At 56.2% G+C, this 22507-nt stretch carries 14 protein-coding genes, 3 tRNA genes and 2 pseudogenes; 12 read left to right on the forward strand and 7 right to left on the reverse strand.

Going from position 1 to position 22507, the window contains the following annotated elements:
* Positions 1–61 precede the first annotated feature (61 nt).
* Positions 62–859 carry a DgsA anti-repressor MtfA gene (mtfA, locus tag HV242_RS14340; protein WP_063858306.1) on the forward strand — a complete coding sequence of 266 codons (798 nt, stop codon included), beginning with the start codon at positions 62–64 and terminating at the stop codon, positions 857–859.
* Here mtfA and HV242_RS14345 read toward each other — a convergent pair.
* Positions 856–2067: an MFS transporter gene (locus tag HV242_RS14345; RefSeq protein ID WP_032680667.1), complete on the reverse strand. Its 1212-nt coding sequence runs from the start codon at positions 2065–2067 to the stop codon at positions 856–858. The two genes, mtfA and HV242_RS14345, sit on opposite strands and share 4 nt — an antisense overlap.
* 138 nt (positions 2068–2205) lie before the next feature.
* Between HV242_RS14345 and HV242_RS14350 the strand changes: the two genes are divergently transcribed.
* From HV242_RS14350 to HV242_RS14375, 6 genes are all read left to right on the forward strand, one after another.
* Positions 2206–3948 (forward strand): IucA/IucC family protein, encoded by a 1743-nt coding sequence (locus HV242_RS14350; protein ID WP_047744881.1) that lies wholly within the window; start codon positions 2206–2208, stop codon positions 3946–3948.
* Positions 3948–4895 carry a GNAT family N-acetyltransferase gene (locus tag HV242_RS14355; protein WP_063858304.1) on the forward strand — a complete coding sequence of 316 codons (948 nt, stop codon included), beginning with the start codon at positions 3948–3950 and terminating at the stop codon, positions 4893–4895. The genes HV242_RS14350 and HV242_RS14355 overlap by 1 nt, the downstream gene beginning before the upstream one ends.
* Complete coding sequence (gene iucC / locus HV242_RS14360) at positions 4892–6634, forward strand: IucA/IucC family protein (protein ID WP_074172473.1); 1743 nt, start codon at positions 4892–4894, stop codon at positions 6632–6634. Before HV242_RS14355 ends, iucC begins: the two co-directional genes overlap by 4 nt.
* Positions 6631–7956, forward strand: coding sequence for a lysine N(6)-hydroxylase/L-ornithine N(5)-oxygenase family protein (locus HV242_RS14365; RefSeq protein ID WP_014170769.1), 1326 nt, complete (start codon positions 6631–6633; stop codon positions 7954–7956). The genes iucC and HV242_RS14365 overlap by 4 nt, the downstream gene beginning before the upstream one ends.
* A gap of 26 nt (positions 7957–7982) precedes the next feature.
* Positions 7983–10172, forward strand: coding sequence for a TonB-dependent siderophore receptor (locus HV242_RS14370; RefSeq protein WP_014170770.1), 2190 nt, complete (start codon positions 7983–7985; stop codon positions 10170–10172).
* Positions 10173–10336: 164 nt separating this feature from the next.
* Positions 10337–10412 (forward strand) — tRNA-Asn (locus HV242_RS14375).
* A 43-nt stretch (positions 10413–10455) separates the two neighbouring features.
* Here the strand turns inward: HV242_RS14375 and HV242_RS14380 are convergent.
* A pseudogene (locus HV242_RS14380) lies at positions 10456–11364 on the reverse strand (LysR substrate-binding domain-containing protein).
* Positions 11365–11534: 170 nt separating this feature from the next.
* On the opposite strand from HV242_RS14380, the gene HV242_RS14385 reads away from it, so the two are divergent.
* Positions 11535–12143: a glutathione S-transferase family protein gene (locus tag HV242_RS14385; protein ID WP_063858303.1), complete on the forward strand. Its 609-nt coding sequence runs from the start codon at positions 11535–11537 to the stop codon at positions 12141–12143.
* 282 nt (positions 12144–12425) lie between these two features.
* On the opposite strand, the gene cbl is transcribed toward HV242_RS14385, so the two are convergent.
* A complete protein-coding gene (cbl, locus tag HV242_RS14390) occupies positions 12426–13376 on the reverse strand; it encodes an HTH-type transcriptional regulator Cbl (protein WP_025203722.1) in 951 nt (316 codons plus the stop codon).
* A gap of 96 nt (positions 13377–13472) precedes the next feature.
* The gene (gene nac / locus HV242_RS14395) at positions 13473–14390 is read right to left on the reverse strand and encodes a nitrogen assimilation transcriptional regulator NAC (protein ID WP_014170773.1); all 918 of its coding nucleotides are present in this window, start codon (positions 14388–14390) and stop codon (positions 13473–13475) included.
* Positions 14391–14710: 320 nt separating this feature from the next.
* Here nac and HV242_RS14400 point away from each other — a divergent pair.
* Positions 14711–14786, forward strand: a tRNA-Asn gene (locus HV242_RS14400).
* 61 nt (positions 14787–14847) lie between these two features.
* Here HV242_RS14400 and ldtA read toward each other — a convergent pair.
* Positions 14848–15747: a L,D-transpeptidase gene (ldtA, locus tag HV242_RS14405; RefSeq protein WP_063858302.1), complete on the reverse strand. Its 900-nt coding sequence runs from the start codon at positions 15745–15747 to the stop codon at positions 14848–14850.
* 191 nt (positions 15748–15938) lie between these two features.
* Here ldtA and shiA point away from each other — a divergent pair, with 191 nt between their 5' ends.
* The 3 genes from shiA (at position 15939) to HV242_RS14420 (ending at position 20574) form a co-directional block, all read left to right on the forward strand.
* Positions 15939–17255 carry a shikimate transporter gene (gene shiA, locus HV242_RS14410; protein ID WP_032680659.1) on the forward strand — a complete coding sequence of 439 codons (1317 nt, stop codon included), beginning with the start codon at positions 15939–15941 and terminating at the stop codon, positions 17253–17255.
* Between the two features lie 73 nt (positions 17256–17328).
* Positions 17329–18783 carry an AMP nucleosidase gene (locus HV242_RS14415; protein WP_014170778.1) on the forward strand — a complete coding sequence of 485 codons (1455 nt, stop codon included), beginning with the start codon at positions 17329–17331 and terminating at the stop codon, positions 18781–18783.
* 18 nt (positions 18784–18801) lie between these two features.
* Positions 18802–20574, forward strand: a complete 1773-nt coding sequence (locus tag HV242_RS14420; protein WP_063858301.1) for an aminopeptidase P family protein — start codon at positions 18802–18804, stop codon at positions 20572–20574.
* Positions 20575–20693: 119 nt separating this feature from the next.
* On the opposite strand, the gene HV242_RS14425 is transcribed toward HV242_RS14420, so the two are convergent.
* Positions 20694–20769: transfer RNA gene (locus tag HV242_RS14425), tRNA-Asn, on the reverse strand.
* Positions 20770–20849: 80 nt separating this feature from the next.
* Positions 20850–22357: pseudogene (gene emmdR, locus HV242_RS14430) on the reverse strand (multidrug efflux MATE transporter EmmdR).
* Positions 22358–22507: the final 150 nt, after the last annotated feature.

Below are 22507 nucleotides of genomic sequence, written 5' to 3' on the forward strand. Positions count from 1 at the left end.
GGCATTTTAACAGAACCTTACCTTCCCCTTTTGTTCAAGTGACGAGTTTGCGAGCAAAGCGATGATTAAGTGGCCCTGGAAAACGAATGACGCTGGCCGAAATATGGCGCTGCCGTGGGATGAAGCGCTGGCGATCCCTGTTCTGGCTAATCTTCAGCCGGATGAACAATCAAAACTGGTTCAACTGGCGGATCGCTTTTTGCAGCAAAAACGTCTGGTTCCGCTGCAGGGCTTCGAGCTGAATCCCCTGAAAAACGCGCGTATCGCCCTGCTTTTCTGTCTGCCGGTACTGGAACTCGGTATTGAGTGGCTGGATGGCTTCCATGAAGTACTCATCTACCCTGCACCGTTTGTGGTGGACGATGAATGGCAGGACGATTTCGGCCTGGTGCATAACCAACGGGTGGTGCAGTCCGGGCAAAGCTGGCAGCAAGGACCGATCATTCTGAACTGGCTTGATATTCAGGACTCGTTCGACGCATCAGGCTTTAACCTGATCATTCACGAAGTGGCGCATAAGCTGGATACCCGCAACGGGGATCGCGCCAGCGGTGTACCGCTGATCCCGCTTCGTGAGGTTGCAGGTTGGGAACACGATCTCCATGCGGCAATGGATAATATCCAGGATGAGATAGATCTGGTGGGCGAAAGTGCCGCCAGCATCGATGCCTATGCGGCAACCGATCCTGCGGAGTGCTTTGCGGTGCTGTCAGAATATTTCTTTAGCGCGCCTGAGCTTTTCGCCCCCCGTTTCCCGGCCCTGTGGCAACGGTTCTGTCAGTTTTATCAGCAAGACCCTCTGCTGCGTCTGCGGCAAAATGAGGATCCTGCCGGCAATTCATCTCACCAGCTCCATTAAGACGGGTCGACATGGGTACGATTGACCGCCCGTACCCATAGGCTCATCACCAGAAACATCAGCGCCATCACCCAGGCGGCCTGCGTTAAAAATACCTCGCCGAATAAACGCGTGACGACAGGCACCAGCAGCGCACTCAGGCCGTAGCCCAGCGTGTGGCTGGTGGCAATCACTCCCGCCCCTTTTCCGGTGGTCAGCCGTTCATTCAGCAGCAGCTGATATCCCGGCGTCGCCATGGCGGCTCCCAGCGACGTCATGACAATTCCCACGTAGAACAACACCAGCCCGGCAATACACATTAGCCCCAGTCCCGTCACCATCAGTACCGCGGCCAGGCAGAGCAATGTCACCGGGCTGAAATGCTGCGGACGGACCACCAGAAATTGCGCAGCGAGGGTTGCCAGCGCGGCCAGACTCAGCAGCAGCGCGACATGATGGCTCACCTCTCGTGGGTTACCGTCCAGCAGAGGGCTGAGATGCGGTGACAGGCCAAGCTGCATCAGGCTCACCAGTGCGGCCAGAAGCAACGCCAGCACAAGGTACGGCAGCATTGAAACCTGCACACGCGTCGCCTGATGCGCGACCGGCGGCAGCGGCGGATCGGCGACCTCTCGAAGGACCAGCAGGAGAGCAATAAACGGTGCAATCGCCATCAACCAGAGGGGAGCCACCGGATTGACGCTGAGCATCATCGCCGCCAGCGGTGGCCCCAGCAGACGACCGCAGCTGAGGCCGGAGCTTATGGTCGCCAGCGCGGCCATGCGTTTATCCAGACCCGCGCGCTGAATGGCCCATGTCTGAGCCGCGGGCACCAGCCCTGAGACGGTCAGGCCGTACAGCGTACGCGACAGGATCAGGCCCGCCAGCCCCCAGACAGCACTCATCATCCCGCTTGCCATCGCCCAGACCACCAGCGCCATCACGACGAAACTCGCCAGATAGCCACTTAGCGAGGCCTGCATCACGACCTTACAGCCGTGTCGCTCACTCTGGCGTCCCCACCACGGCGATGCGGGTAAAAAGAGCATGGAGCCGAACATTAACAGCCCCGCCCAGACGGAGAGCGATAACCCGGTCAGGGTGACCAGTTGCGGCAGCATGACCAGCAAACCGTTTTGCCCAATTCCTAACAATCCGGCGCATAACGCCAGTGGCCAGTTCGCTTTCGGGGTGAGGTTTTCCGTCAGTGTTTCAGGGTAAGTGCGCATGAGAATGTGAACATAGTGTCAATAAATGTGTGGAAATCATGAAGTTTATGAAAACAAATATTGCAAAAATAGTTGCGACTGTAAACAGAATGCATATCATAACGATAATTATTATCAATCATGGAATGAGGTACACCTATGCGTACTCTGCCCCGCTCCGCCGGTACAGACGTTGCGGCCCAGTGTTTTTTGAACGCCCTGTTGCGTGAAACGAAGGACTGGCGCTATCTCCCCGCTACCGTTGCGGATGAGCTATCGCAGATTCATATTCCGCTCTCTTCAACCCAGGCCATTCGGGTTCCGGTACGCTATTTCTCTCCAACTCAGCATCATCAGTATCACTTTCCGGCGATGCTTATCCAGCGCGACAGCGATAGCGGTGACGCCGTCACTTTCACGCAACTGATTGACTTAATTCTGGAAAAACCTTCAGTTAAAGGCTCACTCGATACCGAAACGCTGGCTCGCTTTAAGCAACGCGCCCTTGAAAGCCATGCCCACACCTGGCAGGCCATAGATCTGCGCCACAACTGGGCAAACCTGCGTGACAAACCGCTGAATTTTGCGCAAGCAGAACAGGCGCTGCTGGTGGGGCATGCGTTTCACCCGGCCCCCAAATCTCACGAGCCGTTTAACGAAAGTGAAGCGCGCCGCTATTTGCCTGATTTTGCCTCCCGCTTCCCGCTGCGCTGGTTTGCGGTTAAGCGTGAATTGATTGCCGGCGACAGCCTGGCCGTCTCTCTTCGCGAACGCCTGCTGCGCTTCGCAGCGCAGAGTGCCCCTGAGCTCCTCGGTCACTTCACCGATACCTGCTGGCTGCTGCCGATGCATCCGTGGCAGGCCGAGCATTTGCTGGGTCAGGCCTGGTGCCAGCGTCTTGTGGCTAACGGCGATCTGCAGGATTTGGGCGAAGCGGGCGCGCAGTGGCTGCCCACCAGCTCCTCACGCTCGCTGTACAGCGAAACCAACAGCGACATGATCAAGTTTTCCCTCAGCGTGCGCCTGACCAACTCCGTGCGCACGCTGTCGGTGAAAGAGGTTAAACGCGGTATGCGCCTGGCGCGTCTGGCTAAGACAGCGCGCTGGCAGACCTTACAGGCACGCTACCCGACCCTGCGTGTTATGCAGGAAGACGGCTGGGCGGGGCTGCGTGATGAAAATGGCGTCATCCAGGAAGAGAGCCTGATGGCCCTTCGCGTGAACCTGCTGTTCGAGACGCCAGACAACCAGACCAACGTACTGGTGAGCCTGACGCAGGCGGCACCGGACGGAGGTGACAGTCTGCTGGTTGCGGCGGTACGTCGTCTGAGCCATCGCCTGGATTTACCCCTCGCCGAGGCTGCGCGCTGCTGGGTGCAGGCGTATTGCGATCGCGTCTTACTTCCGCTGTTTAGCGCTGAAGCGGATTACGGCCTGGTTCTGCTGGCGCACCAGCAAAATATCCTCGTTGAGATGCAGCAGGATTTCCCCGTCGGGCTGATCTACCGCGATTGTCAGGGCAGCGCCTGGACTGAAGGCGCCGATGAATGGCTAAAAGAGGCGGGTGAACATGATGTGGAAAACCGTTTTGGCGAAAGCCAACTGCTGCGCTACTTCCCCTACTACCTGCTGCTGAACTCAACGCTTGCCGTGACTGCCGCCCTCGCCGCCGCCGGTTTCGACAGCGAAGAGAGCCTGATGGCGCAGGTGCGTGACGCACTGGCCGAATTACGCAAAACAGCGAAACAGACCCGCTGCCTCGACTACGTGCTCGACAGCCCAACCTGGAACTGTAAAGGCAACTTTTTCTGCTATCTGCACGATCGCAACGAAAACACCATCGCCGATCCGGCAGTGATCTATTTCGACTTTAGCAACCCGTTTTACAAGGAGAAGGCGTGATGGCACACGCGAATATCGTCCATTCTGGCTATGGCTTTCGCTGTACCGCAACGGAGAACACTCTCCCCCTGACGTTAGGTCTCGACGGCAGCGCAGTGCTTGAGCGCGTGAGTGGTATCCCGGAAGGCTGGTTAGTCGACGCGCTGGATCAGCTGTTTATCGCCGCACCGGCACTGACCGGCGTCACGCTCCCCTGGTCCGCCTGGCAGGATGAACCGCAGGCGCAGGCGCTGTTTACGCTTGCCAGCGGAGATTATCTGGCGCGCGAAACGTTCTGGCAGTTGCCTCTGTGGCTGAAGGGAGAACGGCCCCAGAACCACGGCAGCATGCAGTTCGATGAAAGCCGTCAGCTTTACTTCCCGCGGCGCCCTCACCGTCCGCAAGGCGAAGTCTATCGCCGTTACGACCCGCAGATTAAACGCACCCTGAGTTTCCGCGTGGCCGATGTGGCGCAGGACGGCGAACGTTTCACCCGCTGGATGAACACCCCGCGCGTTAACGCCTTCTGGGAGATGGCCGGCCCGCAGGCGGAGCAGGAAAATTACCTGCGCCGTCAGCTCGACTCGACCTATTGTTATCCGCTTATCGGCTGCTTTGATGACCAGCCGTTCGGCTACTTTGAAATTTACTGGGCGGCGGAAGACCGTATTGGCCGTCACTATCGCTGGCAGCCGTTTGACCGCGGCCTGCACATGCTGGTTGGGGAAGAAAACTGGCGCGGCGCGCAGTATATCCGCAGCTGGCTGCGCGGTCTGAGCCATTATCTGTGGCTGGATGAGCCACGCACAACACGCATCGTTGCCGAGCCACGTTTCGACAACCAGCGCCTGTTCCGCCATCTTTCGTCTGCCGGTTTCGAAACCGTGAAAGAGTTCGACTTCCCGCATAAACGCTCGCGCCTCATCATGAACCAGCGTCACCGCTTCTTCAGCGAGGTGGGACTGTGAACGTGTACTGGCAGAAAGTGAACCGCGACATGGTGGCGAAAATCCTCGCCGAGCTGGAATATGAACGCACCCTGAGCGCCCGGCAGCTGGCAGACAATCGCTGGCAAATCACCATGGGCGCGGAGACCTGGCAGTTCCAGGCCACGCGCGGGATCTGGGGCTGGCTGCATATCGACCCCGAGAGCCTGACCACCGTCAGCGGTAACGCAGTGGACGCAGAAACTGCACTGCTGCAGCTTGCGACGGTACTGGAGATGAGCGACGCGCAGACCGCGGAGCATCTGGAAGATCTCTATGCCACGCTGCGGGGTGATATTCAGCTGTTACAGGCGCGCGAAACGCTGGATGCTGACGCGCTCATTCATCTCGACCCGGACGAATTACAGTGCCTGATGAGCGGCCATCCTAAGTTTATCTTTAACAAGGGACGCCGCGGCTGGGGGCTGGATGCGCTACGCCAATATGCCCCGGAATACCGTGGCCGTTTTCGCCTGCACTGGGTCGCCGTGCAACGTGCGCACCTGGTCTGGAGCAGCGATGTTGATTGCGATATCAGTACTCTGCTGGCGAGCGCCATGGATAACGCCGAGCGCGCCCGGTTTGATGCCCGCTGGCAGGCGCTGGATCTTGATGATAACTGGCTGCCCGTGCCGCTGCATCCGTGGCAGTGGCAACAAAAGATTGCAGTCCATTTCCTGGCGCAACTCGCGCGCGGCGAAATGGTTGAGCTGGGCGAGTTTGGCGACGAGTACCTGGCGCAGCAATCGTTGCGCACCCTCACCAATGCCAGCCGCCGCGCGCCGTTTGACATCAAGCTGCCGCTGACCATTTACAACACCTCCTGCTATCGCGGTATTCCGGGTAAGTACATTGCCGCTGGCCCGCTGGCCTCACGCTGGTTACAGCAGCAGTTCACCAGCGATGCCACGCTTATTCGCTGTGGCGCGCAGGTGCTTGGCGAGCCCGCGGCCGGGTATCTTTCCCATCCGGGTTACGCCGCGCTGCCGAAAGCGCCTTACCGCTATCAGGAGATGCTTGGGGTTATCTGGCGCGAAAATCCGTCCTGTTATCTTCAGCAGGGTGAAGAAGCGGTGCTGATGGCTGCGTTGATGGAGAGCGATAACGCCGGACGCCCCTTGATTGACGCATGGATCGCCCAATCCGGTTTGACCGCTGAAGCCTGGCTGGAAAAGCTCTTTGACGCGACGGTCATCCCTTTCTATCACCTGCTCTGCCGCTACGGCGTGGCGCTTATCGCCCACGGCCAGAACGTGACGCTGGTGATGAAAGACGCCATCCCGCAACGCATCCTGCTGAAAGATTTCCAGGGGGACATGCGCCTGGTGGATGAAGATTTCCCGCAGGCAGCAAGCCTGCCTGAACAGGTGAAGTCCGTCACGGCGCGCCTGAGTGCGGATTACATCATTCACGATCTGCAAACCGGTAACTTTGTCACGGTGCTGCGGTTTATTTCACGCCTTACCCTGCGAAGCGGCGTCAGCGAAACCCGTTTCTACCAGATCCTGGCCGAGGTATTGCGCCGCTATATGGCCGCGCATCCCGATCTCGCCGAACGCTTTGCGAAGTTTGATCTGTTTAAGCCGCAAATTATTCGCGTGATCCTCAACCCGGTCAAACTGACCTTCTCCGAACACGACGGCGGCAGCCGCATGTTGCCGAACTATGTCACCGATCTTGATAACCCTCTTTTTCTGGTCTCCCAGGAGTCAGCGCAATGAAAACGTATGATTTCATCGGCATTGGTATTGGCCCGTTTAACCTCAGCATCGCCGCACTGGCTGAAGGACTGGACGGTTTTAGTTCGCTGTTTCTTGAACGCAAGCCGCATTTCTCCTGGCACCCTGGCATGATGGTGCCGGACTGCCATATGCAAACCAGCTTCCTGAAAGATCTGGTGAGCGCCGTGGAGCCCACCAATCGCCACAGTTTTCTTAACTATCTGGTGCAGCGTAAAAAGTTCTATCGTTTTCTGACCACCGAGCAGCGTACCGTCTCTCGCGAAGAGTTTGCCGATTACCTGTGCTGGGCCGCGGAAAACCTCACCAACCTGTCCTTCAGCCAGCAGGTACAGCAGGTCAGTTTTGATGAAAAAAACGGTCTGTTCGACGTGGTGACTCAGCGCGATCGCTTCCTGGCGCGTCACGTCTGCGTGGGAATTGGCAAACAGATTAACCTGCCTGACTGCGCTCCGGCGCAGGATGACAGCTGCTTCCACGCCAGCGAGATGATGCTGCGCACGCCGGACTTAGCGGGCAAGCGCGTCACCGTCGTCGGCGGAGGTCAGAGTGGTGCGGATCTGTTTCTGAATATCTTCCGCGGGGAGTGGGGTCAGCCACTGAGCCTGAACTGGGTTTCCCGACGCAACAATTATAACGCGCTGGATGAAGCGGCTTTCGCCAACGAGTATTTCACACCGGAATATGTAGACAGCTTCTCCACGCTTGGCGAAGAGGCGCGTCGTCAGATGCTGCACGAGCAGAAGATGACCTCCGACGGCATCACCACGGAGTCTCTGCTGGCGATTTATCGCGCCATGTATCACCGCTTCGAAGTGCTGCGGGAAAAACCGTGGGCACACCTCCTGCCCTCTCGATCGGTCACCGCGATCGCTCAGCAGGAGAACGGCAAGCGCCTGACGTTACAGCATCACCTTGACGGTGGCCGTGAACAACTCGATACCGACGTGGTGATTTTCGCTACCGGCTATCGCACCGCGCAGCCTGCGTTTCTGGCACCGCTCTCCCATCGCCTGCGTCTGGACGCCGACGAAACCTTCTGCATCAACAATGATTTCACCCTTGAATGGGACGGTCCGCAGAGCAACCGCCTGTTCGCCGTGAATGCCGGGATGCACCGTCTTGGCATTGCCGAACCCCAGCTCAGCCTGATGGCCTGGCGCGCCGCGCGTATTCTGAATCGCGCGCACGACGACGAGCCGTTTGAGCTGGCCACCACCCCTGGCGTGATCCACTGGCGAAGCACTCCCCGCCCGGACAGCAGCCAGGTTTATCAATCTTTAGCAAGAACCACCGAGTACTGACACACACATTCAGGAACTACATAACAATGAAACGTTCTCATCTTTGGGTTTTAAATCCTTGCTTGCTTGCAATGCTTTCTACCTCTGCGTGGGCGGAAGAACAAAAGGAAGAAAATATTGTTGTCTCCGCCAGCCGCGCGCACCGCAGCGTGGCGGAGATGGCGCAGACTACCTGGGTTATTGAGCGTGCTGAGATTGAACAGCAGGTTCAGGGTGGAAAAGAGATTAAAGAGGTGCTGGCGCAGTTGATCCCGGGCATGGACGTCAGCAGCCAGGGCCGCACCAACTACGGTATGAACCTGCGCGGCCGCTCGATGATGGTGATGGTGGATGGCGTGCGTCTTAACTCATCCCGCAGCGACAGCCGCCAGCTCGACTCCATCGATCCGTTCAACATTGACCGTATCGAAGTGATCTCCGGCGCCACGTCCCTCTACGGCGGCGGCAGTACCGGCGGTCTGGTGAATATCGTGACCAAAAAAGGCCAGCCTGATACCGAAGTGGAGTTCCAGACCGGAGCAAAGAGTGGCTTTAACAGCCATAACGATCACGATGAGAACGTGTCAGCCGCGGTGAGCGGCGGCAACGACAATGCCTCTGGCCGGTTGTCAGTATCGTATCAGCGCTACGGCGGCTGGTACGACGGCAAAGGCAACGAGGTGATTATTGATAACACCCAGACCGGATTACAATATTCCGACCGTCTGGATGTGATGGGAACAGGCACCCTCAACATCGACGATCACCAGCAGCTGCAGCTTACGACGCAATACTACAAGAGCGAGTCTGACGGGAAGCACGGCCTGTTCCTCGGGGAAAACTTCTCCGCGGTTACGGGTGATGCCAAAGCCTACAATAAAGGCAACCTGAACTCTGACCGCCTGCCGGGCACAGAGCGGCATCTGATTAACCTGCAGTACTCCAACACCGATTTCTGGGGCCAGGATCTGGTCGCACAGATTTACTATCGTGACGAAAGCCTGACCTACTACCCGTTCCCGACACTGACCAAAGGCGTGGTGAGCAGCATCGGTGCGTCGCAGCAGAAAACCGATTTTTACGGCGGCAAGCTGACGCTGAACAGCAAACCGATGGATGATTTAACGCTGACCTGGGGTGTGGATGCTGACCACGAAACCTTCGACGCTAACCAGCAGTTCTTCAATCTGGACAAAGCGGCAGCAAGCGGCGGTATGGATCTGGAGAACGCCTATAACGTGGGCCGTTACCCGGGTTACAGCATTACCAACCTCGCCCCGTTCCTGCAGGCCAGCTACGACATTGATGCCATTACCCTGAGCGGCGGCGTGCGCTATCAGTACACCGAAAACAAGGTGGATGACTTCGTTGGTTATACCCAGCAACAGGCCATCGCTAACGGGAAAGCCACATCGGCTGACGCGGTACCGGGCGGGAAAACCAATTACAACAACTTCCTGTTCAACGCCGGGATCCTTGGCCGCCTGACCGAACAGCAGCAGCTGTGGTTTAACTTCTCCCAGGGCTTCGAAATTCCGGACCTGGCGAAGTACTACGGCTCCGGTACCTACCAGCTTGTCGACGGGCACTATCGCCTGCTGAACAGCGTGAACGTTAACGACTCGACGCTGGACGGCATTAAGGTTAACGCGTATGAGCTGGGCTGGCGCTACACCGGCGACAACCTGCGCACGCAGGTTGCGGCGTATTACTCGCTCTCGGACAAAACCATCACCATCAACAAGACGGACATGACCATCAACCTGGAAGACGACAAACGTCGTATCTACGGGATTGAAGGCCAGGTGGACTATTTCTTCACCGACAGCGACTGGAGCACCGGCGCGAACTTTAACGCCATTAAGTCTGAAACCCGCGAAAACGGTAAATGGGAGAAGCTGACGGTAGACAGCGCCAGCCCGTCGAAAGCCAGCGCCTGGGTCAACTGGGCACCGGGCGACTGGACCCTGCGCGTGCAGAGTACGCAGACCTTTGACGTGTCAGATGCCGACGGTAAGAAGATCGATGGCTATAACACGGTCGACTTCCTGGGCAGCTACGACCTGCCGGTGGGTAAAGTGAGCTTCAGCGTGGAAAACGTGCTGGACAAAGACTACACCACCGCCTGGGGTCAGCGTGCGCCGGGGCTGTATAGCCCAACCTACGGTGCACCAGGTCTGTATACTTATAAAGGCCGTGGCCGTACGTTTGGTCTGAACTACTCCGTACTGTTCTAATCCTGCGCGCCGCCTGCGGGCGGCGCAATTTACTGTGTAATTTCAGCGCGAATTTGCTATAAAATCAGCGATTTGCTGAAATTGTCGGCAAACGAACGAAAAGTGCGTTTTCCCCCTTTGACAAGACGAACTGAGGTCGATACTATGCGCCTCGTTCACACGATTCCTCTGTAGTTCAGTCGGTAGAACGGCGGACTGTTAATCCGTATGTCACTGGTTCGAGTCCAGTCAGAGGAGCCAAATTTGAAAAGCCTGCTTTTAAAGCAGGCTTTTTGCTTTTCTGTTAGCCGTTACTTTCCACAGGCCCTGTCAACTGACGCCAGGCCGCCACTTCCTCATCCAGCCACTCACCAAAGAGAGCCACCTCCGGTTTCGCTTCCGTTAACTGCGATGTCACCAGCCAGTAAGGCCAGGGATAAGGTGCAGTGAAAGGGGTAAGCTGGACCCGTTCGCCTCGGGTGATGGCATCCTGTACCAGAGAGCGACGCTCCAGCGCGATACCTTTACCGAGTCTGACAGACTCAAGGACTAAATTTGAGTCGTTAATGCATAACCCGCCGGGCACAATATCTTTTTCCAGTCCCGCATTGAAACACCAGGTTTTCCACGACTCCATGGAGAATATGATTTTACTCTTCGCCACCTCAGCTGGCGTTGCCGGGAGGACGCCGCCGTTATAACCGGGTGCTGCAACCACAATCAGTTCATCTGAAAAAAGATAATGGCAGTCGCTTCCTTCCCAATTACCTTTCCCCATGCGTATCGCCACATCTATCCCTTCCTGCTGCATGCGGGTGATCGTCAGACTGGCCTGGATCCGCAGCGTGATGTATGGATATTTTTCCCGAAACTGCTCCAGACGCGGCAACAACCAGTGACAACCAAAAGACGGCACCATCGCCAGCGTCAGTTCCTGTATTCTCGGTTTCACCTGCACTAACCGGGTGGCATCTGCGATATGATTCAGCGCTTCGCGCACCTGTAACGCCTAGGGACGCCCCTCTTCGTTGATCTGCACCCCTCGCCCATGACGGATAAACAGCTTCACCCCCACCATTTCCTCCAGCACTTTAATCTGCTGGCTGATGGCGGAATGGGTAACGTGAAGCTCTTTCGCCGCAAGCGTTACGCTGCCAAGGCGAGCCACAGCTTCAAAACTACGCAAACTTGCGATAGGTGGAAAATCCGACATGAAACCACGCCCTCATAGACTGAACCTGATAAACGCTAACCGGCCAATCTGGCAGTAATACTCACTCAGGCCGTAAGATACTGATGATATTCGCCATAACGAATTTATTGTAATGTCTGTTTATCATCTTCAATGAAGCGTTATTTCACACATACAGGAAAACGGGAATCATGATAAAGCTGATTGGTATGATGGATTCTCCTTATGTACGCCGCGTGGCGGTCTCCCTGGAACTTTATGGCGTTGCGTTTGAAAGCCAGCCGTTGTCCGTATTCAGCACATTTGAGGAATTTTCCCGGATTAACCCTGCGGTAAAAGCGCCAACGCTGGTTCTGGAAAATGGAACACGTCTGATGGACTCGTCTCTCATACTGAATTATTTTGAGGCTCAGGCCGCGCCTGAACGGAGACTCCTGCCCGTGACGCCGGATGCACTGGCGAACGATCTCCAGACGCTGGGCTTTATCCTCGCCGCCGCGGAGAAAGCTGTGCAAAATGTGTACGAACACAATCTGCGCCCGGCGGAGAAACAACATAATCCGTGGATAGAACGTATTACCGACCAACTGCTGGCTGCCTGTCGGGAATGGAACGCGCTGCTGGAAGCACGCCCGGAAAACGCGGTGGCCGATCAGGTTGCTGTTACCAGTACGGTTATCTGGACATTTATTCAGTCAATGATCCCTCACGTCGTTAACGCCGGGGATTTTAAAAAGATTCAAGCGGTAGCCGACGTTTTCGAAAACCAGGCGGCATTTAAAAAATACCCTTTTAGTTAACGCTTCGCTCGGCGTGTTATGGGGCTTTTCAGCCCTTTTTTTGCTGCACGCGAATATTATCCTCATCTAAAAGAATCATATTTCTTTATTCTTATATGTAACCCAATGGAAAATATGAGAAACATTTCAATATAAGACAATCTTATGACGTCACAGGGTATCTTTATTCATCAGGGTATTCTTGAGAACAAGCGGTCAGGAAATTAAACGGTTTCAATAAAAAAGCCTGCTTTAATTGCAGGCTTGTGCTTCTTGTCGACGGGGACGGGTGCTATAAGGGGCTTAAATCTGATAATCAATCGCCACTTCTTCTGGCTCCATCACCTGACGTTTAATCTCATCCACGGACAGCCCGGCGTTGCAGAGTTCGATAAAGCGCCACACATAGTTGCGCTGCAGTTGTCCACGCTTCAGGCCGAGCCATACGGTATTGGCATCAAAGAGATGACGCGTATCCAGTCGTACCAGGTTCTCCGTCTCGCGTTCACCACCGGACTGTTCCGCCACCAGACCAATGCCCAGCCCCAACTCGACGTAGGTTTTGATCACATCAGAGTCCTGTGCACTCAGCACCACATCCGGCGTTAAGCCTTTGCGGTTAAAGGCTTCATCAATGCGCGAGCGTCCGGTAATACCCTGCCGATAGGTAATCAGTGGCCATTTCGCGATATCTTCCAGCGTCAGGGGCGTAACCTGATTCAGCGGATGGTCGACGGGAAGTAACAGACTGTGGTACCAGCGAAACCACGGGAAAGCCACCAGCAGCGGATCGTTGCTCAGGCGTTCACTGGCAATGCCGATATCTGCCCCACCGTTTTGCAACAGCACGTCAATTTCCTGCGGTGTGCCCTGGATAAGCTCCAGACGGACGTCAGGGAAAAGTTCACGGAAGGCTTTAATCACCGGCGGCAGGCTGTAACGCGCCTGGGTGTGGGTGGTGGCGATAGTGAGGACGCCCGAGGCGTCATTGGTAAAGAGATCCGCCAGGCGACGCACATTGCTGGCCTCGTTGAGGATCCGCTCAGCGATGGTCAACAAGGCTTTTCCCGGCTCCGTCATGCCAAGCAGACGCTTGCCGCGGCGGATAAAAATCTCTATACCCAGTTCTTCTTCCAGCTCGCGGATATGGCGACTGACGCCGGACTGAGAGGTATAAAGCATATTGGCGACCTCGGTCAGGTTGTAGTCCCGCCTGGCCGCCTCACGGATAATTTTAAGTTGCTGGAAATTCACGATTCACTCCGGCGCATCTGACATAACGCTATTGTTAGAGTCAGCCGACCTGCAGAACAAATAATAAAAACCAGCATCTTATGCTTTTATGGAATATCAACTCACCAGCTGCAGCTCACGGTTCTCCAGAGACGGTTTGCTGACCAGCGACATCAGAATCTCTTTTACCGCCTGCGCCTGAGGTGACAGCGATCCGCGCGCGGACATATTCAGCGACAGCGGTAAGCTCATCGAAGGCGTGGTGATGCGCGCCATCCAGCCGTTTGCCGCGCTGCACAGCGAACGTGCTGCGGATTCAGGCAGGACGGTCACACCCATACCGCTGGCTATAGCGGCGGTTAGCGTGGAGATGGAATCAATTTCACCGATAATTTTTGCCGTCAGGCGGCGCAGGGAGAACGCTTCATCCACACGCACGCGCACCGCGCTGTAGTCACGTGGCAGGAAAAGATTCATTTCTGCTACGGCCGTCAGATCGACGCTCTGCCCCGGACAGTCGCGGGTGCCCACAAGGTAGAGATCTTCTTTCAGCAGCGGCTGGCTGGTGATCCCGGCCACCGGTGAGCGGTCGTACAGCACCGCCATATCCAGCTGGCCGCTAAGAAGTTTGTCATTCAGCACAGAACCGCTGTTCTCATGCAGGTAAACCAGTACTTCTGGCAGCTCTGCGCGGACGGCCTGCAGCAGCGGCATGGTAATAGAGGACGCGGCCGTTCCCGGAGCCAGCCCAATGGATACGTGGCCGCTCAGCGTCTGGCCCACGTTATTCACCGCCAGCTGCGCCTGTTCGCACTGGCGAAGGATGGTGCGCGCATGGGTATAAAGGATTTTGCCTGCTTCCGTTGGCGTCACGCCACGTTTGGTGCGGATCAACAGCTGCTGATCCATCTCGCCTTCCAGAGTAGCCACCTGCTGGCTCAGCGCAGGCTGCGCGATATGCAGCACTTCCGCCGCTTGAGTCAGGCTGCCGATATCGACGATTTTTACGAAGTATTTCAGTCGTCTTAAGTTCATTTTGCCCCCTGTTCGAAATGCTGTGCCGGTACTGGCTTTTCATTGTTGATAGGGTTTTGCAATATGAATGCCAGTTTTACGAAGAGGTCTGATTTGTCGCTAAGCGGCTGAAAATAAGGAAAGCTAATCATAAGCAGCGGTTTTATTACTGAAACAGCAGTTTATGATCTGCCCCATTAGGGGTATGCGCGCACCATTACGGTGCATTCCGGCGTCAAAAACGCCATTTTGCTGATTTTGTCAGCAAACGATCAAAAGGCGTTGATCCACCCTTTGACAAGGCCGGCTGACGTCGATAATATGCGCCCCGTTCACACGATTCCTCTGTAGTTCAGTCGGTAGAACGGCGGACTGTTAATCCGTATGTCACTGGTTCGAGTCCAGTCAGAGGAGCCAAATTTGAAAAGCCTGCTTTTATAGCAGGCTTTTTGCTTTTCTGCGGCAGGTAAAATTGCCCTCAGTTGCCGAGCTTAACCGGCATCCCTGACCGACGTTCCAGTTCCGCGCCCGCCCCCTCGTTGACAAGCTCGGTTCGCAGCGAGGCAGATATCGGCAAAGGCACTTTCCGGGTCGATTCAAATTCCGCCCGGTTCCGTGATAGCGGTTCATGCACCTCAACCCAGCGGCTGCCGTCCGGCTCTGTCGTCACTTTAACGGGCTGATCGATAAGCTGCACACGGGTGCCTACCGGGACGTTATCGAAAAGATATTTAATGTCGTTATTGCGCAGACGAATACAACCCTGGCTCACCCGCAGTCCGATGCCAAAATTGGAGTTTGTCCCGTGAATGGCATACAGCCTGCCAATATAAATCGCATACAGTCCCATTGGGTTATCGGGCCCGGCGGGCACGAATGCAGGCAGCGTTTTCCCCTCTGCCGCATAGGCGCGTCGCGTATTCGGCGTAGGAGACCAGGTGGGGCCTTCCTGCTTACGTTCTACCGCTGTGACCCAGTTTCGCGGGGTTTCGCGCCCGGCCTGACCAATGCCGATGGGTAACACTTCAACAGTGTTACTTCCCGGTGGGTAATAGTAGAGGCGCATTTCTGCCGCATTAACGATAATTCCCTCGCGGACGGTGTCAGGCAAAATCAGCTGCTGGGGTATCACCAGTCGCGTACCGGATTTAGGCAAAAAAGGATCCACGCCCGGGTTCGCTTCCAGCATATTGCTCAGACCCTGCCCGTATTGCGCGGCAAACGCTTCGAGCGGTAGCGTATTGTGATCCGGCACGGTAATGGTTTGCGAAGTGCCCACCAGCCGACTGCCTGTCGGCGGTAAAGGATAACTTACCGCCTGAACGCTCTGGCTGATAAGTAATGCAGCAAGACAACTCAACACATTTATACGACACATATTCCCTTCCTCAGTCGCACCTCGATTTGCTAAGCATAGCGTAGCCACTTTGCATTACCCATCAGGAAATAAAATCAGTTTGCACACGCGCCCTGGCGCGGTAGTCTCATACGTTCCGTTTATATGACGGTGGCTATGTGAGTGACCTTTTCTTATACCAATAATTAGAAATACGTGCAGACAGGACAACTATGGACTCCACTCTCACCTCCACACATCCCAACGAGGAGACACCTTCGCTCAATCGTGCCCGCCGCGCAGCCCTCGGCAGCTTCGCGGGTGCCGTCGTCGACTGGTATGATTTTCTGCTTTACGGCATTACTGCCGCGCTGGTGTTTAACCGCGAATTCTTCCCCCAGATTAGCCCGGCAATGGGTACGCTCGCCGCGTTTGCCACCTTTGGCGTCGGCTTCCTGTTTCGTCCACTGGGCGGAGTGATCTTCGGCCACTTCGGTGACCGTCTCGGACGCAAACGCATGCTGATGCTCACCGTCTGGATGATGGGCATCGCCACCGCGCTGATTGGCGTTCTCCCTTCATTTTCCACCATTGGCTGGTGGGCGCCGGTGCTGCTGGTTACGCTGCGCGCCATTCAGGGCTTCGCGGTAGGCGGCGAATGGGGTGGCGCGGCGCTGTTATCCGTTGAGAGTGCCCCGAAGAACAAGAAAGCGTTTTACAGCAGCGGCGTGCAGGTGGGCTATGGCGTAGGTCTGCTGCTCTCCACCGGGCTGGTGTCGCTGATGAGCCACTTCACCACCGATGAACAATTCCTGAGCTGGGGCTGGCGCATTCCGTTTATCTTCAGCATCGTGCTGGTTGTCGCTGCACTGTGGATCCGCAACGGCATGGAGGAATCTGCTGAGTTCGAACAACAGCGGCAAGAACCGCCCGTTGCCAGAAAACGGCTTCCAGTGATGGAAGCGCTTGTCCGGCATCCTGGCGCTTTTCTGAAAATTATCGCCCTGCGCCTGTGCGAACTGCTGACGATGTATATCGTGACCGCCTTTGCCCTCAATTATTCAACGCAAAATCTCGGTCTGCCCCGCGAGCTGTTCCTGAACATTGGCCTGCTGGTCGGCGGGATCAGCTGCCTGACTATCCCCTGCTTCGCCTGGCTGGCGGACAGGTTTGGTCGCCGTCGCGTCTATATCACCGGGGCGCTGATTGGCACCCTCAGCGCCTGGCCGTTCTTCATGGCACTGGAGGCACAGTCGATCTTCTGGATTGTCTTCTTTGCCATCATGCTCGCTAACATCGCCCACGATATGGTGGTCTGCGTGCAGCAGCCCATGTTTACCGAACTGTTCGGGGCGAGCTATCGCTACAGCGGCGCGGGCGTAGGCTATCAGGTGGCAAGCGTGGTCGGCGGCGGGTTTACGCCATTTATTGCCGCCGCGCTGGTGACCTTCTCCGGCGGCAACTGGCATAGTGTGGCACTTTATCTGCTGGCCGGTTGCCTGCTGTCAGCAGCGACGGCGCTATTGATGAAAGAGACGAGCCACACCTGATCTCACTTTTGTTTCACAGGCGTGTGACATACTATCGGGTAGAGTCGCACACCTGTGGAACAAGGAGACAGAGATGAATAATAAGGGCTCCAGCCTGACCCCGGCTCAGGCACTGGAAAAACTCGATGCACTGTATGAACAGTCCGTCAACGCGCTGCGCAGCGCCATCAGTGAGTATATCGAAACAGGGAAACTCCCCGACGAAAAGGCCAGAAGTAAGGGCCTTTTTGTTTATCCATCGCTTTCCGTCACCTGGGACGGCAGCGCGACTAACACGCCGAAAACGCGCGCCTACGCACGCTTTACCCACTCCGGCTGCTACAGCACCACCGTCACCCGCCCTGCACTGTTCCGCCCTTATCTTGAAGAGCAACTCACGCTGTTGTATCAGGATTACGGCGCGCACATTGCCGTTGAACCTTCACAGCATGAGATCCCGTATCCGTATGTGATTGACGGTTCAGCATTAACCCTTGACCGCTCCATGAGCGCGGGGCTGACGCGCCATTTCCCGACCACCGAGCTGTCGCAGATTGGCGATGAGACGGCGGATGGTATCTACCACCCGGCAGAATTTTCACCGCTGTCGCACTTTGATGCCCGCCGCGTGGATTTCTCTCTGGCGCGCCTGCGTCACTACACCGGGACGCCCGTCGACCATTTCCAGCCCTTTGTACTGTTTACCAACTACACCCGCTATGTCGACGAGTTTGTCCGTTGGGGCTGTAGCCAGATCCTCGACCCGGATAGCCCTTACATCGCGCTGTCCTGCGCCGGCGGGATCTGGATCACCGCGGAAACCGAGGCACCCGAGCAGGCCATCTCCGACCTGGCGTGGAAAAAACACCAGATGCCTGCCTGGCACCTGATCACCGCTGACGGCCAGGGGATCACCTTAATTAACATCGGGGTTGGTCCGTCAAATGCCAAAACCATCTGCGACCATCTGGCGGTATTGCGCCCGGACGTGTGGCTGATGATTGGACACTGCGGCGGCCTGCGTGAAAGCCAACTGATTGGCGACTACGTGCTGGCACACGCCTATCTGCGTGATGACCATGTGCTTGACGCTGTGCTTCCACCGGATATTCCTATCCCGAGCATCGCCGAAGTGCAGCGTGCGCTGTATGACGCCACCAAAGAGGTGAGCGGTATGCCGGGTGAAGAAGTTAAACAGCGTCTGCGTACCGGTACGGTAGTGACGACGGATGACCGCAACTGGGAACTGCGTTACTCCGCCTCCGCGCTGCGTTTCAATCTCAGCCGTGCCGTCGCGATTGATATGGAAAGCGCCACCATCGCCGCACAGGGATATCGCTTCCGTGTCCCTTACGGCACGCTGCTGTGCGTTTCCGACAAACCGCTGCACGGCGAAATTAAGCTTCCGGGTCAGGCCAACCGTTTCTATGAAGGGGCTATCTCCGAACATCTGCAAATCGGCATTCGCGCCATTGATTTACTGCGTGCGGAAGGTGACAGGCTGCATTCCCGTAAATTACGTACCTTCAACGAGCCGCCATTCCGCTAACCAGAACAAGGAATAACCATGCACACCCCATCACGCTTATCGGCCCTGCGCCGATGGCTACAGGAAAACAATCTTGATGGCATGATCGTGCCGCGCGCGGATGCCTGGCAGAGTGAGTATTGCGCGCCGTACGATGAAAAGCTGGCCTGGCTGACAGGCTTTGATGGCTCCGCAGGTCTGGCGCTGATACTGAAAAACACAGCCCTGCTGTTTGTCGATGGCCGCTATCAGGTTCAGGCTCGCCTTCAGGTCAATATGGATGAAATTGAAATCCACCATCTGCACAATGAACCGCTGGCCGAATGGCTCACAGCCAACGCCGGGGCCGGCATGCGTATTGGGTTTGAAGCACTGCTGATGACCAATACGGAGTTCGGGCAACTGTCTGCAACACCCTGTGAACTGGTTCCGCTCAGTAAGTCGCCGTTTGATACCTTATGGCACGATCGCCCTGCCGCGCCGGCGGGACGTATTCGAGAAATGCCGGTGGAGGTCAGTGGCGAAAGCAGCCTCGCCAAACGCCAGCGCGTTGCCGCCGTGCTGGCCGCACACGATGCCGATTATCTGGCCGTGACTCTGCCGGATAACATCGCCTGGCTGTTGAACGTGCGTGGCGCCGACATTCCATCCAGTCCTGTTCCCCTCTCCTTTGCCCTTCTTGACCGTGACGGTAGCGTGGAGTGGTTTGTTAACGACAATAAGCTTAGCGAGCTACCCGAGAGCGTGAGAAACGCGTTCAGGATTGCGCCACAGGATGCCTTTATCGAACGCTGTCAGCGCCTGTCACAAGGTAAGCGGGTGATGGTTGATGCCGATTCCGCGCCGGTCGCCCTGCGCTTTGCCATTGAGCCAGAGGGCGAAATAGCCTGGCGAACCGATCCCATCACTCTGATGAAAGCCACTAAAAACCCGGTCGAACTTGCCGGGTACCGCGAGTGTCATCACCAGGACGGTGCTGCCTGGGTAAATTTCCTGGCCTGGCTAAGCCGTGAAGTCCCCCTGCGTGAGGCGGCGGGAAAACCGCTGACGGAGCTGGAAGCGCAGGCGCAGCAGCTTGCGTTCCGTAAACAGCAGCCTGGATTTATTGAGCAAAGTTTTGCCACCATCTCCGCCTCCTCCAGTAATGCGGCGATGTGCCACTATCACTCAAGCGAAGCCAGCAATAAGTCCATCGGTCATCATCATTTTTACCTTAATGATTCCGGCGGTCAGTACCATAACGGCACCACTGACGCCACGCGTACGCTGGCATGGGGTAGCGTGCCGTCACAGCAGAAGTTGCACTACACCGCCGTACTGAGAGGGTTCCTGTCGTTGATAACCTTACAGTTTCCCTCCGGCAGCCAGGGCCATCAGCTTGATGCCTTCGCGCGTCGCCCGTTGTGGGAAATGGGGCTGGATTACGATCACGGGACAGGGCATGGCGTAGGACATCAGTTGCTTATCCATGAGAACCCGCATCGTCTCGCCAAAAAGGTTAACCCGTGGCCCCTGGTGGCCGGCACCATCATGACTATCGAGCCTGGATATTATCTGGCGGACAGCCATGGGATCCGCATTGAAAACCAGGTGGAGATAGTCGAAAGCCGTCCGGGATTCTGCACGTTTTCCTCACTGACGCTGATCCCGATCGACCTGAGCCAGGTCGAGTTACAGCTGTTGAACGAACAGGAAAAACAGTGGCTGGATGAGTATCATCAGCAGGTGCGTGAGGCCCTGTTACCGTTGGTCGACAGCGACGCGCGGCAATGGTTGCTTGAGGCGACGATGCCGGTTGGGGTTAACCACTAGAAATATCAGGTGGATGCCGGGCGGCGGTTTCGCCTGACCCGGCTGTAAGCCCGTCGCATCGGACTTTTTCAGAACGCAGAAAAGCAAAAAGCCTGCTATAAAAGCAGGCTTTTTAAATTTGGCTCCTCTGACTGGACTCGAACCAGTGACATACGGATTAACAGTCCGCCGTTCTACCGACTGAACTACAGAGGAATCGTGTGAACGGGGCGCATATTATCGATGCTCCCCGATGATGTCAAAGGCAGAATGCATATTTCTGACTGTTTGCCGAATTATTCTCCACTTCGCGCATTTGTCAGGCATTCTGTTGATTCTGTGGTCGTTGGTTCCTGTTTTATTCGCGGGTATTTCCAGAGCCAGCGCCCACTGACCATACGCCAGTAGAACAACGCCCCACGCACCGCCCAGTCAAGGAACATCCCCAGCCAGACGCCGACTACCCCCATGCCAAGCATGACCCCGAGCGTGTAACCCACCACCACACGGCAACCCCACATGCCGAGCATCGACACCCACATCGCGAAGCGTGCATCGCGTGCCCCTTTCAGCCCGGCAGGCAGAACCCATGAAGCCGCCCAGATGGGCATAAAGGCCGCGTTCAGCCAGATCAGGATCTTAACGACCTCTTTGACATCATCTTCGTGGGTATAAAAAGAGGCCATAAGCCCGGCAAAGGGGGCGCTTCCCCAGGCGATCAGCGTCAGGCCAATGGTTGACAGCCAGAAGACGTGCCGCAACTGCCGTTCCGCCTGCCCTATCTGCCCTTTCCCCAGCCGTTTACCAGTGATGATGGTCGACGCCGAACCGAGGGCGTTGCCCGGCAGGTTTATCAGGGAGGCGATGGAGAAGGCAATAAAGTTACCGGCGATAACGTCAGTCCCCATCCCGGCGACAAACATTTGCGTCAACAGCTTGCCCCCGTTAAACAACACGGATTCAATACTGGCGGGAATACCAATTCCCATCACTTCCCAGATAATGGCGAAGTTAAAGGGGCGGAAATAGCTCTTCAGCGTAAGGCGCAGTGACGGCGTGATCCCCGCCATCAGCACCCCGAGAATGGCGGCCGCGCCGATATAACGTGAAATCGTTAACCCCAGCCCGGCACCCACGAACCCGAGCCCGTCCCAGGAGAAGACGCCGTAGATCAGCACGCTGCTGATAATGATATTCAGGATGTTCATCCCGCCGTTTATCAGCAACGGAATTTTGGTGTTGCCCGCCCCGCGCAGCGCGCCGCTGCCAATCAGCGCGATGGCTGCAGCCGGATAACTCAGGACCGTCATTTCCAGGTAGGTCAGCGCGAGGTCTTTAACCTCATTTGTGGCCTCACCGGCGACAAAATCGATAATTTCCCTGCCGAAATAGTGGATCACCGCCGCCAGCACGATCGAGAAAATGGTCATGATCATCAGCGACTGTCGGGCAGCCTCGCGCGCACGTTTAGGATCGAGCTTACCGAGGCTAAAGGCGACGACAACCGTCGTCCCGAGGTCAATGGCGGCAAAAAAAGAAATAACCACCATGTTAAAGCTGTCCGCCAGCCCGACACCGGCCATCGCCTCTTTACCCAGCCAGCTGACCAGGAAGGTACTCAGCACCCCCATCAACAGAACGCAGGTGTTTTCCAGGAAAATAGGCACGGCAAGGGGGGTGATTTCACGCCAGAACAGAACACGATAGCTTTTACGCTTTGCATACCATGGCGTGCGCATAATCACCTGGCGTAGAGGGGCAGTGACGTTCAAAATGGACCTTAACGAGAAAGTTGAAACTCCATTTCAAATGATGGGGGAGAAATGCTAAACCTGCAAAGTATTTTCCATAAAAAGATGTGTGGATTTACAACAAACTGTCGACAGAATCATCAATCGATCGCTAATCGCTAAGATCAGGTTTGACAAAACTTTTTTCGCCGCTAAGATAAGCC

Origin of the sequence: Enterobacter sp. RHBSTW-00593 (assembly GCF_013784105.1) — a bacterium.
Classification (GTDB): Bacteria; Pseudomonadota; Gammaproteobacteria; order Enterobacterales; family Enterobacteriaceae; genus Enterobacter; species Enterobacter ludwigii.